Source organism: Martelella lutilitoris, assembly GCF_005924265.1.
In the GTDB taxonomy this organism is placed as follows: Bacteria; Pseudomonadota; Alphaproteobacteria; order Rhizobiales; family Rhizobiaceae; genus Martelella; species Martelella lutilitoris.
The window spans coordinates 52,114-65,214 of record NZ_VCLB01000008.1 but is presented as its reverse complement, the minus strand read 5'-3'; the positions used below and the strand labels follow the sequence as shown (position 1 = coordinate 65,214).

11 protein-coding genes are annotated in these 13,101 nt (G+C 61.8%); 8 read left to right on the top strand and 3 right to left on the bottom strand.

Annotated features, from left to right (window positions below; translation table 11 throughout):
* Window positions 1-6: 6 nt before the first annotated feature.
* Window positions 7-1,398: a class II fumarate hydratase gene (gene fumC / locus FF124_RS14975; protein WP_138749297.1), complete on the bottom strand. Its 1,392-nt coding sequence runs from the start codon at window positions 1,396-1,398 to the stop codon at window positions 7-9.
* 386 nt (window positions 1,399-1,784) lie between these two features.
* On the opposite strand from fumC, the gene FF124_RS14970 reads away from it, so the two are divergent.
* Entirely contained in the window at window positions 1,785-3,731 is a 1,947-nt protein-coding gene (locus FF124_RS14970) for a L,D-transpeptidase family protein (protein ID WP_138749296.1), read from the top strand.
* 70 nt (window positions 3,732-3,801) lie between these two features.
* Here the strand turns inward: FF124_RS14970 and gph are convergent, their stop codons facing one another.
* On the bottom strand, window positions 3,802-4,476 hold the full coding sequence (gene gph, locus FF124_RS14965; protein WP_138749295.1) for a phosphoglycolate phosphatase: 675 nt from the start codon (window positions 4,474-4,476) through the stop codon (window positions 3,802-3,804).
* Between the two features lie 225 nt (window positions 4,477-4,701).
* Here gph and rpiA point away from each other — a divergent pair, with 225 nt between their 5' ends.
* From rpiA to gor, 3 genes are all read left to right on the top strand, one after another.
* Window positions 4,702-5,400: a ribose-5-phosphate isomerase RpiA gene (gene rpiA, locus FF124_RS14960; protein WP_138749294.1), complete on the top strand. Its 699-nt coding sequence runs from the start codon at window positions 4,702-4,704 to the stop codon at window positions 5,398-5,400.
* A 13-nt stretch (window positions 5,401-5,413) separates the two neighbouring features.
* Window positions 5,414-5,947 carry a DUF2059 domain-containing protein gene (locus FF124_RS14955; RefSeq protein WP_138749293.1) on the top strand — a complete coding sequence of 178 codons (534 nt, stop codon included), beginning with the start codon at window positions 5,414-5,416 and terminating at the stop codon, window positions 5,945-5,947.
* Window positions 5,948-6,116: 169 nt separating this feature from the next.
* The gene (gene gor, locus FF124_RS14950; RefSeq protein WP_138749292.1) at window positions 6,117-7,505 is read left to right on the top strand and encodes a glutathione-disulfide reductase; all 1,389 of its coding nucleotides are present in this window, start codon (window positions 6,117-6,119) and stop codon (window positions 7,503-7,505) included.
* A gap of 38 nt (window positions 7,506-7,543) precedes the next feature.
* Here gor and FF124_RS20595 read toward each other — a convergent pair whose 3' ends face one another.
* Window positions 7,544-7,681 (bottom strand): hypothetical protein, encoded by a 138-nt coding sequence (locus tag FF124_RS20595; RefSeq protein ID WP_187326961.1) that lies wholly within the window; start codon window positions 7,679-7,681, stop codon window positions 7,544-7,546.
* Between the two features lie 172 nt (window positions 7,682-7,853).
* On the opposite strand from FF124_RS20595, the gene FF124_RS14945 reads away from it, so the two are divergent.
* From FF124_RS14945 to FF124_RS14930, 4 genes are all read left to right on the top strand, one after another.
* Window positions 7,854-8,717 carry a LysR family transcriptional regulator gene (locus FF124_RS14945; RefSeq protein WP_138749291.1) on the top strand — a complete coding sequence of 288 codons (864 nt, stop codon included), beginning with the start codon at window positions 7,854-7,856 and terminating at the stop codon, window positions 8,715-8,717.
* A 104-nt stretch (window positions 8,718-8,821) separates the two neighbouring features.
* Window positions 8,822-10,201 carry a class II 3-deoxy-7-phosphoheptulonate synthase gene (locus FF124_RS14940; protein WP_138749290.1) on the top strand — a complete coding sequence of 460 codons (1,380 nt, stop codon included), beginning with the start codon at window positions 8,822-8,824 and terminating at the stop codon, window positions 10,199-10,201.
* Between the two features lie 281 nt (window positions 10,202-10,482).
* Window positions 10,483-12,141, top strand: a complete 1,659-nt coding sequence (locus tag FF124_RS14935) for an NAD+ synthase (RefSeq protein WP_138749289.1) — start codon at window positions 10,483-10,485, stop codon at window positions 12,139-12,141.
* Between the two features lie 127 nt (window positions 12,142-12,268).
* Complete coding sequence (locus FF124_RS14930) at window positions 12,269-13,096, top strand: TolB family protein (RefSeq protein WP_138749288.1); 828 nt, start codon at window positions 12,269-12,271, stop codon at window positions 13,094-13,096.
* Window positions 13,097-13,101: the final 5 nt, after the last annotated feature.

Sequence of the window (13,101 nt, the reverse complement as noted above, 5' to 3'; positions counted from 1 at the left end):
CGAAGCCTATTTCGGCGAAATCATCAGTTCCGGCCGGACGATCTCGTCATATTCCTCGCCGGTCACAAGACCGGTGGCGAGGGCTTCCTCGCGCAGCGTGGTGTTGTTCTTGTGCGCGGTCTTGGCGATCTTGGCGGCATTGTCGTAGCCGATCTTCGGGGCAAGGGCCGTGACCAGCATCAGCGAACGCTCGACGCCGGCCTTGATGTTGTCTTCGCGCGCCTTGATGCCGACGACGCAATGGTCCGTGAAGGAACGGGCGGCATCGCCCAGAAGCTGGACCGACTGCAGGAAGTTGTAAGCCATCATCGGATTATAGACGTTGAGCTCGAACTGGCCCTGGCTGCCAGCAAAGGTGATGGCCGCCTGATTGCCGGCGATATGGGCGCAGACCTGGGTCATCGCCTCGTTCTGGGTCGGGTTGACCTTGCCGGGCATGATCGAGGAGCCGGGCTCGTTTTCCGGCAGCGCCAGTTCGCCGAGGCCCGAGCGGGGACCGGAGGCGAGATAGCGGATGTCGTTGGCGATCTTGAAGCAGGCCATGGCCGCCGCGTTGATCGCGCCGTGGGCAAAGACCATCGCGTCATGGGCGGCCAGCACCTCGAACTTGTTCGGCGCGGTGATGAAGGGCAGGCCGGTGATCTCGGCGACTTCCTCCGCCACTTTCTCGGCAAAGCCGATCGGCGCGTTGAGGCCCGTGCCGACGGCCGTGCCGCCCTGCGCCAGCTGATAGAGCCCCGGCAGCGTCAGTTCGATGCGCGCGATGGCGGAAGCGACCTGGGCGGTGTAGCCGGAAAATTCCTGGCCGAGCGTCAGCGGCGTCGCGTCCTGCGTGTGCGTGCGGCCGATCTTGATGATGTCCTTGAATTCCTGTTCCTTGGCGGCGAGCGCCTCCTGCAGGTGCTTCAGGTTCGGCAGGAGGTGGTGAACGATTTGCTCGGCGCAGGCGATGTGCATGGCCGTCGGATAGGTGTCGTTGGACGACTGGCTCATATTGCAGTGGTCATTGGGATGAACGGGCTTTTTCGAGCCCATCTCGCCGCCGAGCATTTCGATCGCGCGGTTGGAGATCACCTCATTGGCGTTCATGTTCGACTGCGTGCCGGAGCCGGTCTGCCAGACGACCAGCGGAAAATGGTCGTTGAGCTTGCCGTCGATCACTTCCTGCGCGGCATCGACGATCGCATTGCCGATTTCGGGCGAAAGACGATCCAGCGCCATATTGGCTCTGGCGGCGGCCTGCTTGACGATGCCGAGCGCGCGGACGACGGAAAGCGGCTGCTTTTCCCAGCCGATCTTGAAGTTGCCCAGAGAACGTTGGGCCTGCGCGCCCCAGTAGCGGTCTGCAGCCACTTCGATCGGGCCGAATGTATCGGTTTCGGTGCGGGTATCAGTCATGTTTTCTCCACCTCAGTGCATCGGCCCGCGGAAGGGGCACACTTGAAAGACGTCATGCCGGAAAAGCGTGGCTATGCAATCGCGCGGTCAAGGCCGATCTGTCAACAAGGCGCTTCAGTTTATTCGATTTAGGTCGGTTTCCGGCGGTCGAGGCCCCGGGGTAGGGCGGCTCCCGGGGGAGCGATGTCGCTTAAGGCGCTGTTAAGCCTGTGCTGATAATGCTCAAATCAGGCGACCCCGATCCGGAACCCTAAGAGGGGTTGTGTTGTTTTTCATCAACACAGCCGCGCCGGTCTTTCCCGATAGCACAATTGTTATTGGAGGGGCCTGTACATTGCAGGTAAGGTGGTCTCAATTCTTGGTATTATGTCAAACGGGGTGAAAAATTGCGCAACAAGCTTCTAGTTCGCGTCTCATCGGTGGCCGTAGCGGCCGCGGTTTCGGCAGCCTTCGTGCCGTCATCCGCCAACGCCCTGACACTGATGGATATTCTGCGCGGCCGAAACAAGGAGGCTGACAGGCCGCCGGTCGTCGAACAGCAGCCGCAGCAGCAACAGCAGGTTCAGCGCACTTATTCGGCCCCGAAGGTCGCGCCTCCGAAATATTACACCTACAAGCCTGATTCGATGCGCTTCATCGCGATCAGCGAAATTCGCGACCCGGTCGTGACCGGCTCGATCTCGTCTGCTGATGCGGCTTCGCCCGCCGGTGACGCACCCAATACCGAAGTCGCCTCGCTCGAACAGGACACGATGAGCGATGCGGTTTCCGCCGAAACCATGGTCGCGATCGACGACAATGATCCGCGTCGTTTTCTGACAGACGCACGGGTGAAAGCCGTGGACGACGTTGCGGCCGCCATCGAGGACTATTATGCAAATGGCGGCGAGCTGATCTGGGTTTCCGATAACGCGATCACGCCGAAGGCCGAAACCGCGCTCGACACGCTAGCCGACGCCGATGCCTGGGGCCTTGATTCGTCCGACTACAGCGTCGATCGCCCCGATCTGGCGCTGGCCGAGGACGAGGCCGCCCGTGAGGCCGAACTGATGCGCTTCGAACTGGCGCTCTCGGCCAAGGTGCTGACCTATATGCAGGACGCCAAGCGCGGCCGCGTCGATCCGAACCGGATTTCGGAATTCCACGATCTGCAGCGCAATCCCGTTGACCTTGAAGAGGCGATCGATGCGCTTGGCAAGGCCGAGAACGTCGCCGGGCTGATGGAAAGCTACAATCCGCAGAGCGACCGCTTCGAGGAGTTGAAAACGGCGCTGAAAGAGCTGCGCGCCGACCATGAATATGTCGAGCCGATCGTGTTCCGCGGCGGCAACTACATTCATCCCGGTGAGACCGACGAGGACGTGCCAAACCTGGTGAAGGCGATCAAGCGCAAGAGCTCGAAGGCCTTCGTCCAGGAGCATTCCGGCGTGTTCGACGCCTATGACGGCGGAACCGAATATACGCCGGAACTGGTCGAACTGGTGCGCGACTTCCAGGATGTCCAGGGCCTTTATGTCGACGGCGTGGTGGGTCCGAAAACGATCGCCGCCTTCGACGTCGAGACCAATGACGACAGGGCCGAGAAGGTGGTCGCCGCCATGGAACGCCTGCGCTGGCTGCCGGAGGATTTCGGCCCGCGCTATGTGTTCATCAACCAGCCGGCCTACCGCGCCTATTATCACGACGACAACGGCGAAAACTTTGACATGCGCGTCGTGGTCGGCAATCCGCGCAACCAGACCTATTTCTTCCGCGACGAAATCGAGACCGTCGAGTTCAACCCCTATTGGGGCATCCCGCGTTCGATCGTCGTCAACGAGTACCTGCCGAAGCTGCGCGCCAACCCCTCCTATTTCGACCAGATCGGCTATGAGGTGAGCTATAACGGCCGCCGCGTTTCGTCTTCCTCGGTTAACTGGGCCGCCGCGCCGATGGTCGATGTGCGCCAGCCGCCGGGCGAGCGCAACGCGCTTGGCCAGCTGAAGATCCTGTTCCCCAACGACCATGCGATCTACATGCACGACACGCCGCAGAAGAGCTATTTCGAGCGCGACCAGCGTGCACTCAGCCATGGCTGCGTGCGACTTGCCGAGCCGAACAAGATGGCGGCCGCCGTTCTCGGCGTTCCCGAATCGGATATCGAGGCGAATATCGCGACGGGCGAGAACATGCCGGTCGACGTGCCGGAGAAGTTCCCGGTCTATGTCAGCTACTTCACGGCCTGGCCGGATTCCACCGGCGACATCCAGTACTATGATGACGTCTACGAGCGCGACATGTACCTGAACCGCGCCTTCGAGGCGGAAAGCCAGGCCCGCAAGGCCAATAGCTGACCGGTTCCAAAGTTCGACAGACTCGAAAAAGGCGCGCCCGGGCTTCCGGCGCGCCTTTTTTACGTAATGCTCAGCGGCCGAGAACCTCTTCGACGAGGGCCGCCGTCAGTTCATCGAAATGGCCGATCATGCGGTTTGCGCCGAGGGTTTCCACCGGTCTGTCGGCATAGCCGAAGGTAACGGCCACGCAGGCCACGTCAGCGCCTCTGGCGGCGTCAATGTCATTGGAGCTGTCGCCGACCAACACCGCGTTTTGCGGGCGCATGCCGGCGCGCTCGATCGTGCTGAGAACATGGCGCGGATCGGGCTTTCGGTATTCGAAACTGTCGCCGCCGGTGATGACCTCGAAATAGTCGGCAAGTTCGAGGCTTGTCAGAAGCGGCATGGTCAGCGGCATGCGCTTGTTTGTGCAGACGGCAAGCGTGAAGCCCTCGCCCTTCAGCCGTTCCAGCGCCGCGCGCGTGCCGGGATAGGGGCGGCTCTTGCCGGGCATGCCGTCGCGGTAATGGGTGGTGAAGCGGTCGAAACAGGCTTCGAACGTCTCGTCGTCGAGCGGAACATCGCGCAACGCGAAGGCGCGCTCGATCATCACCTTCACGCCCTTGCCGACGAGCTGGTGCAATTGGGAGATGTCGAAGGGCGGCAGCTCTTCCGGGGCGATGGCATGGTTGAGACTTTCGATGAGGTCGGGCGCGGTGTCGACAAGCGTTCCGTCCAGATCGAAGATGACAAGCGGAGATGACATTCGGTTTCCTTCCACGGTGATGCGCTGCTGCCGATGTTCGGGAGGCGAAAGTCGGCGGCGCGCCAATCGGCACGAAGTTTGCGCTCGATTGTGGTTTGCAATATTCGTGTCTTTGCTGCGATGCTATCCATTTGAGCCGAAGCCGGGGCATCTTGCAAAAGGACTTTTGTTTAGTGCCTGTGGCGTGTAAACACCTTAGCGTATATCAGAAGGAGCATGTGACGCATGGACGCGCGTCAATTGAAGATCAAGGCAGCTGAAACGGCGCTTGAATATGTCGAGGACGGAATGCGTCTCGGCATCGGAACCGGCAGTACCGCGCGTGAATTCATCGCGTTGCTCGGCGAGAAAGTGGCAAACGGCTTCAACGTCATCGGCGTACCGACGTCGGAGGCAACGGCCCGCCACTGCCTCGAACTCGGGATCGAGCTGAAGTCGCTCGACGAATCGCCCGAACTGGACCTGACCATCGACGGCGCCGACGAGATCGACCCGGCGCTGAACCTGATCAAGGGCGGCGGCGGCGCGCTTCTGCGCGAAAAGATCGTCGCTTCGGCCTCCAAGGCGATGATCGTGATTGCCGACGAGACCAAGGTGGTCGATGAGCTCGGCGCCTTTCCGCTGCCGATCGAAGTCATGCCCTTCGGACTTGCCGCCACGCGCATCGCCATCGAAAGGGCGGCTTCGCGCCTCAATCTTTCCGGATCGCTCGATCTGCGCCGCTCGGGCGATGGCCCGTTCATGACGGATGGCGGGCATTATATCCTCGATGCATCATTTGGCCGCATTCCCGATGCAGAGGCTCTTTCAGTGGCGCTCAATATCATCCCGGGCGTTGTGGAGCACGGGCTGTTTATCGATATAGCGACGCTTGCCGTCGTTGCATCCGGCGGTGGCGTGCGTACACTCAAAGCAACCGAGTAGACAGGAGTCCTTTATGAGATTTCACACCAAGATCGGCCGTTCCGTGGCCGTTGCCGCCACGGTAATGGGACTTGGCGCCTTTTCCGTTGCTGCGGCGCAGGATGTATCGCCCGAACACCTCGCGGCTGCCAAGGCCGCGCTCAACGCGCTCGGCATCAACTCGCAATTCGACGAGATTCTGCCGAATCAGGCCGATCTCGTTCAGTCGCAGATGACGCAGGTCTATCCGAACTATCATTCTCTGATTGATGAAGTCGTCACGGATACGGCGATCGCGCTCGCTCCGCGCCGCGCGGATCTCGAAAACGAGGGCGCGCAGATCTACGCCAATATCTTCACCCAGGAGGAACTCGAAGAGTTGGCAGCGTTCTACAGCTCCGATCTCGGCCAGAAGTTCATCCAGTACGGGCCGATCGCCGCGCGCGAACTGAGCCAGGCCGGCGATATCTGGGCACGCGGCATAGCCCGCGACCTCAATCAGCAGGCCCAGGAGGAGCTGAACGCGCGTATCGCGGAACAGACGGGCTCGGCTCCGGCCGCCCAGTAAGGCGTAGCGACTGGCTTTCAGTCAAAAGGGGCGTGCCGGAAGGCGCGCCCCTTGGCGTTTGCGCCTCATGTGCGCCCTTGCTTCGTCTTCGCCCTTTTTTTTCTGACGCAAATTGCCATATTCAGGCCCGACCTCTTCCAAAACTTTGACTGCCACAAGGAGCCTCCCCATGTCCGATTACGATTTTGAACTTTTTGTTATCGGCGGAGGATCGGGTGGCGTGCGCGCCGCGCGGCTGGCGGCAGGGCTTGGCAAGCGCGTCGCGATCGCCGAGGAATACCGCTTCGGCGGTACCTGCGTCATTCGCGGCTGCGTACCGAAGAAGCTCTTTGTCTATGCCTCGCAGTTTCCGGAACATTTCGAAGACGCGGAAGGCTATGGCTGGCATGTCGGCGAACGGCGCTTTTCCTGGCCGGACCTGATTGCCGCCAAGGACAAGGAGATCACGCGTCTCGAAGGGCTCTACCGCAAGGGACTTGAAAATGCCGGCGCGGAAATCCTGGAGAGCCGGGCGGAGATCATCGGGCCGCATCGCCTGCGGCTCAGTGCGTCGGGCCAGGAAGTGACGGCGGAGAAAATTCTGATCGCCGTCGGCGGCGCGCCCAATCCGCATCCGGAGATGCCGGGGTCCGAACTCTGTATTTCCTCCAACGAGGCTTTCCACCTCGATGAACTGCCGAAATCGATCGCGATCACCGGCGGCGGCTATATCGCCGTGGAGTTCGCCAATATCTTCAACGGTCTCGGCGTGGAAACGACGCTGATCTATCGCGGTCCGGAAATCCTGCGCGGCTTTGATATGGATATGCGCACCAATCTGCGTGAGGCGATGGAAAAGAAAGGGATCCGCGTTGTCTGCCGCGACACGATTGTCGATGTCGCTCAGGCGGCTGACGGAAGGCTCAAAGCCCAGACCCACAATGGCCACGTCTTCAATGTCGACAAGGTGATGATGGCGCTTGGACGTCTGCCAAATACGAAGGGGCTGGGCCTCGAAACGATCGGCGTCAAGACCGACGCCAAGGGTGCGATCATCGTCGACGATTATTCGCGCACCAATGTCGACCATGTCTACGCGCTTGGCGATGTGACCGACCGGGTGCAGCTCACGCCGGTCGCCATTCACGAGGCGATGTGCTTCATCGAGACCGAATACAAGAACAACCCGACCAAGCCGGATCATGACCTGATCGCGACCGCCGTGTTCTCGCAGCCGGAAATCGGCACGGTCGGTCTTCCGGAAGACGTTGCGGCCGAGCGCTATGAAGAGCTCGAAGTCTATCTGGCGAAGTTCCGGCCGATGAAGGCGACACTGTCCGGCCGCGACGAGAAGACGGTGATGAAGCTGATCGTCAACGCCGCCGACCGAAAGGTCGTTGGCGCCCATATCCTCGGCCATGAGGCCGGCGAGATGGCGCAGCTTATCGGCGTGGCGCTGAAGGGCGGCTGCACAAAGGATGATTTCGACCGGACCATGGCGGTCCATCCGACAGCGACCGAAGAACTCGTAACCATGTACAGCCCGACCTACCGGGTGAAGAACGGCGAGCGGGTCTGACGGCAGGCAGCCCGGCGCTTCAGACGGCGCCGGACGTCTTATCTCCGGCGCATGAGGCGGCTGATCAGCGCGGCCGCCCACTGGTGTCCCCGCCAGTCCTCGCCCTCCAGCGGGTCGGCAAGCGAGGGGCGCGGCTTGAATTTCGTGCGGCGCGCAATGGAAAGCCAGTCAATCATATCGATTCTCCCGTCGTTTCGGCACCTATTTCGGTGCTTCCAAGACCTAGGCGGTTGCGGACGCCGGCTGTAGAAGCGCGGATGAACTGTCTGTTTCAGCCGTGAACGGTTCACCCTCTTTGCCGCTGGTGTAGACTGGGCCGGCATTCACGAATTTCGGGAACAGACATCGATGGCGGATCCGAACTGGGATGATCTCCAGCTTTTTCATGTGGTCGCCGAACTCGGCGGCCTGAGCGCCGCGGCGCAGCGCACCGGCCTGTCCGCGCCCACCATTGGCCGGCGCATGCTGGCGTTGGAGCGCACGCTCGGGCGTTCGCTGTTCCTGAGGTCCCAGCGCGGCTATCGGCTGGCCCATGATGGCGAGGTGCTGTTCGAGCGCGTCAGCGGCATGCAGGCGGTGGCCGATGCGATTGCCGACTGGCATGGCGAGGCCTTCGCCATGCCCTGGGTGTCGATTGCCGTCGACAGCTGGCTTGCGGGCTTTGCAGCCGATCATGTGCTTCGGATCAAGGGGCCGGAGGATGGCTTTCGCATCTGCCTTGCCGCGGCCGCGCCGTCGCTGGCGCTTGCCTTTCGCGAGGCCGATGTCGCGGTTCTTGGCGCACGGCCCGACAGCGGCAATCTGGCGGTCCGCCGCGCTGGATCCATGGCCTATGCGGTCTATCGCCGTAATGACCTTTCGGGGGATGATCTGCCTTGGGTTTCCATGGGAACCGGGGCTGCCGTCTCGGCCTCGGACCGATGGGTCTTCGAGAACCGGGAATCGGCGATCACCACCTGGACGGAGGATCGCGACCTTCTCGTCCGGCTTGTCGTTGCCGGCGCGGGGCAGGGGGTCCTGCCCGTTCATCTCGGCGACGCAAACCCCGCGCTTGAACGCGTCGGCGGCATCATAGACGAACTCACCCATCCGCTCTTCATCGTTGCCAATGACGATGACCGACACCGTCCCGAAGTGCGGACCGTGATCGAGCGCCTGGCCGCCTTCATCCGGGAAAACGACGCGCTGCTTGCCGGTCGGACGGGTGGTTGACGCGCGGGTATACAAAAAAGCGAGAAACGTCTATAAGCGCGCCAAAATCGGGAGTGAGGCATGTCCGGCTGATCGCAGCCGGACGGCAAGGACAGGTGAAAGACATGGATAATGCAACGAACTGGACACCGGGTAGCTGGCGCAAGAAGCCCATTCTTCAGGTGCCGGATTATCCTGATGCAGAAAAGCTCGCCGAGGCTGAAGCAGCGCTCGCGACCTATCCGCCGCTGGTATTTGCCGGCGAGGCGCGGCGTCTGAAGCGCGCGCTCGGCGAAGTGGCCGAGGGCCGTGGTTTCCTGCTGCAGGGCGGCGACTGCGCCGAAAGCTTTGCCGAGCATGGCGCCGACACGATCCGCGACTTCTTCCGCGCCTTCCTGCAGATGGCCGTCGTGCTGACTTTCGGCGCGCAGCAGCCCGTCGTCAAGGTCGGCCGCATTGCCGGCCAGTTCGCCAAGCCGCGTTCCTCGCCGAACGAAACGATCAACGGCGTGACCCTGCCGAGCTATCGCGGCGACATCATCAACGGCATCGATTTTACCGAGGAAGCACGCGTTCCCGACCCGCAGCGCCAGCTGATGGCCTATCGCCAGTCGGCCGCGACGCTGAACCTGCTGCGCGCCTTTTCCATGGGCGGATACGCCAATCTGGAAAACGTGCATCAGTGGATGCTGGGCTTCGTCAAGGATTCACCCCAGGGCGAACGCTACCAGAAGCTCGCCGACCGGCTTTCCGAAACCATGTCCTTCATGCGCGCCATCGGCATTACGGCAGCGGAAAACCATGCGCTGAGCGAGACCGATTTCTTCACCAGCCATGAAGCGCTTCTGCTCGGCTATGAGGAAGCGCTGACGCGCGTCGATTCGACATCCGGCGACTGGTACGCAACCTCCGGCCACATGATCTGGGTCGGCGACAGGACCCGCCAGGCCGATCATGCCCATATCGAATATGTGCGCGGCATCAAGAACCCGCTCGGCCTCAAATGCGGTCCCTCGCTTGCCGAAGACGATCTTCTGCGCCTGATCGATACGCTGAACCCGGAAAACGAAGCCGGACGCCTGACGCTGATCTGCCGTTTCGGCCATGACAAGGTCGCCGATCACCTGCCGCGCCTCATCCGCGCCGTCGAGCGGGAAGGCAAGAAGGTCGTCTGGTCGTGCGATCCGATGCATGGCAACACGATCACGCTCAATTCCTACAAGACGCGGCCCTTCGAACGGATCCTGTCGGAAGTCGAAAGCTTCTTCCAGATTCACCGCGCCGAGGGCTCCTATCCGGGCGGTATCCACGTCGAGATGACAGGCAAGAACGTGACGGAGTGCACCGGCGGCGCCTGGGCGCTGACGGGCGAAGACCTGCACGACCGCTACCACACCCATTGCGACCCGCGTCTCAACGCCGACCAGGCGCTGGAACTCGCCTTCCTGCTCGCCGAGCGCATGAAGACGGCCTATGAGGAAAAGAAGCTCGCGATCAACGAGTAAGGTCGTCCGCAACGCGCTGACAGCGTTCACCAAGCAATCTCCCCCCTTGAGGGGGAGATGTCGCGGAAGCGACAGAGAGGGGTAAAGGGCGTAAGCCCTCCAGCCGGATTTGCCGAGAGGGTTCACCCCCTCTCTGCCCCTGTCGGGGCATCTCTCCCTCAAGGGGAGAGATTTGTTTGAGGCCATCTTCCGGGTCTTATTCAGGCCGCCGCCTTTTTCCGATTTGATTTTTCCCCCAAAACATGGTGTCCATCCCTGCAGACCTGAAAGGTGGAATTGCCATGGACAGCCTCAAAATCGCTCTCGCCCAGCTCAACCCGACGGTCGGCGATATCGCCGGCAATCTTGAGAAGCTGCGCGCCGCGCGCAAGAAGGCCGCACAGGCCGGCGCTGATCTGGTGCTCTCGACCGAGCTCTTCATTTCCGGCTATCAGCCCGAAGACCTGGTGATGAAGCCTGCCTTTCTCGCCGCCTGTCAGAAGGCGGTCGAGGCGCTTGCCGCCGATACCGCCGACGGCGGACCGGGCGTGATCGTCGGCTATCCGCGCAAGGGCGAGGCCGGACGGCACAATTCGGTCGCCGTGCTGGACGGCGGCGAGATCATCGCCATTCGCGACAAGGTCGACCTGCCGAACTATGGCGAGTTTGACGAGAAGCGCGTCTTCGTGCCGGGCGAAATGCCGGGGCCGGTGAATTTCCGCGGCGTCAGGATCGGCATCCCGATCTGCGAGGATATCTGGGGCGATCTCGGCGTGTGCGAAACGCTGGCGGAAAGCGGCGCGGAGCTTCTGCTTTCGCCCAACGGCTCGCCCTATTATCGCGGCAAGGTGGACGTCCGCCATCAGGTGGTGCTGAAACAGGTGATCGAGACCGGCCTGCCGCTGGTCTATCTCAACACGCTCGGAGGCCAGGACGAACTGGTGTTCGACGGCGGCAGTTTCGGCTTCAACGCCGACAGGACACTCGCCTTCCAGATGCCGCAATTCGTCGAGGATGTCGCGATTTCCGAATGGGCGCGCGGCGCGGATGGCTGGCGCATCGTCGGCGGCAAGGTGGCCGCGTTGCCGATCGGCGAGGCCTCCGATTACCGCGCCTGCGTGCTCGGCTTTGCCGACTATGTGAACAAGAACGGCTTCAAGAGCGTGGTGCTTGGCCTTTCCGGCGGGATCGATTCGGCGATCTGTGCCGCGATTGCCGTCGACGCGCTGGGCGCTGAGCGCGTGCACTGCGTGATGCTGCCCTATCGCTACACCTCCGAGGAATCGCTCTCCGATGCCGCGGCCTGCGCCAAGGCGCTCGGCTGCCGCTATGATGTCGTCGCGATCGAGGAGCCGGTCACCGGTTTCCTTTCCGCTCTGGAGACCATGTTCGAGGGCACCGAGGAAGGGATCACCGAGGAGAACCTGCAGAGCCGCACGCGCGGCACGATTCTGATGGCGATCTCGAACAAGTTCGGCGCCATGGTGGTGACCACAGGCAACAAATCGGAAATGTCGGTCGGTTATGCGACGCTCTACGGCGACATGAACGGCGGCTTCAATCCGATCAAGGATCTCTACAAGATGCAGGTCTACGCCGTTGCCGCCTGGCGCAACACAGAGCGGCCGGAAGGCATGTACGGGCCGGAAAAGAATGCCATTCCGCAGAACATCATCGACAAGACGCCGTCAGCCGAGCTTCGCCCGAACCAGACGGATCAGGATTCGCTGCCGCCTTATCCGGTGCTGGACGACATTCTGGAATGCCTCGTCGAGCGCGAGATGTCGGTGGAGGCGATCGTTGCCCGTGGGCATGACGCGGAAACGGTGCACCGGATCGAGCATCTGCTCTACATCGCCGAATACAAGCGACGTCAGTCCGCGCCCGGCGTGAAGATCACGCGCAAGAATTTCGGGCGCGACCGGCGCTATCCGATCACCAACCGTTTTCGCGATCGCTAGAGCGCCGTGCGTCCATTCGGACGCATAAAGGACGCGCTAGCCTATCGAATCTGCGCATCGTGCCTTCCGAAAATCGCTTCCGGTTTTCGGGTCGATGCGCTTGAAGCGCCAGGCCGGGGAGGGGCATATGCGAAGCTCAGTCGAGATTTATGATTTTGCCACGGGCGAACAGCGCGTCGTGTTCCAGTCGGACGACCTGATCGAAGCACCCAACTGGTCGCCGGACGGGCGCTTTCTGATGGTCAACAGCGACGGGCTGATGTACCGCCTGCCTCTGGAAGGCGCGCCGCGCCTCGAGACAATCGACACCGGCTTTGCCGAACAGTGCAACAATGACCACGGCATTTCGCCGGACGGCAAGACGATCGCGATCTCCGACAAGTGCGAATTCGGCAAATCGGCGATCTATACGCTGCCGGCGGAAGGCGGCAGGCCGAAGCTGGTGACGCCCAAACTGCCGTCCTACTGGCACGGCTGGTCGCCCGACGGCGCGCGCTTTGCCTATTGCGGGATCCGCGATGACGTCTTCGATATCTATACGATCGCAGCCGATGGCGGCGAGGAGACGCGCCTGACCCACGGTGAAGGCCGCAATGACGGGCCGGACTACAGTTTCGACGGCGAATGGATCTATTTCAACTCGTCGCGCACCGGGTTGATGCAGATCTGGCGCATCCATCCCGATGGCACCGGGCTTCAGCAGGTCACGTCGGACAATGCCGGCAACTGGTTTGCCCATCCCTCGCCGAAGAATGATCGGGTGATCCTGATCTCCTATGAGCCGGATGTTTTCGACCATCCGCGCGACAAGGATGTCCGGGTGCGCGTGATGGATCCCGATGGCGGTAATTTGACGACGCTTTTCGCGCTCTTCGGCGGCCAGGGCACGATGAACTCGCCCAACTGGGCGCCTGACGGCGAGGCCTTCGCCTATGTTCGCTATTTTCCGGTCTGAACCGC

What these genes read in the sequence shown, in the direction of transcription:
- FF124_RS20595 (WP_187326961.1), bottom strand. Translation starts at nt 7,681, where the DNA reads ATGATTGACTGGCTTTCCATTGCGCGCCGCACGAAATTCAAGCCGCGC.
- FF124_RS14930 (WP_138749288.1), top strand. Translation starts at nt 12,269, where the DNA reads ATGCGAAGCTCAGTCGAGATTTATGATTTTGCCACGGGCGAACAGCGC.
- FF124_RS14955 (WP_138749293.1), top strand. Translation starts at nt 5,414, where the DNA reads ATGAGATTTCACACCAAGATCGGCCGTTCCGTGGCCGTTGCCGCCACG.
- FF124_RS14940 (WP_138749290.1), top strand. Translation starts at nt 8,822, where the DNA reads ATGGATAATGCAACGAACTGGACACCGGGTAGCTGGCGCAAGAAGCCC.
- fumC (WP_138749297.1), bottom strand. Translation starts at nt 1,398, where the DNA reads ATGACTGATACCCGCACCGAAACCGATACATTCGGCCCGATCGAAGTG.
- FF124_RS14935 (WP_138749289.1), top strand. Translation starts at nt 10,483, where the DNA reads ATGGACAGCCTCAAAATCGCTCTCGCCCAGCTCAACCCGACGGTCGGC.
- gph (WP_138749295.1), bottom strand. Translation starts at nt 4,476, where the DNA reads ATGTCATCTCCGCTTGTCATCTTCGATCTGGACGGAACGCTTGTCGAC.
- rpiA (WP_138749294.1), top strand. Translation starts at nt 4,702, where the DNA reads ATGGACGCGCGTCAATTGAAGATCAAGGCAGCTGAAACGGCGCTTGAA.
- FF124_RS14945 (WP_138749291.1), top strand. Translation starts at nt 7,854, where the DNA reads ATGGCGGATCCGAACTGGGATGATCTCCAGCTTTTTCATGTGGTCGCC.
- gor (WP_138749292.1), top strand. Translation starts at nt 6,117, where the DNA reads ATGTCCGATTACGATTTTGAACTTTTTGTTATCGGCGGAGGATCGGGT.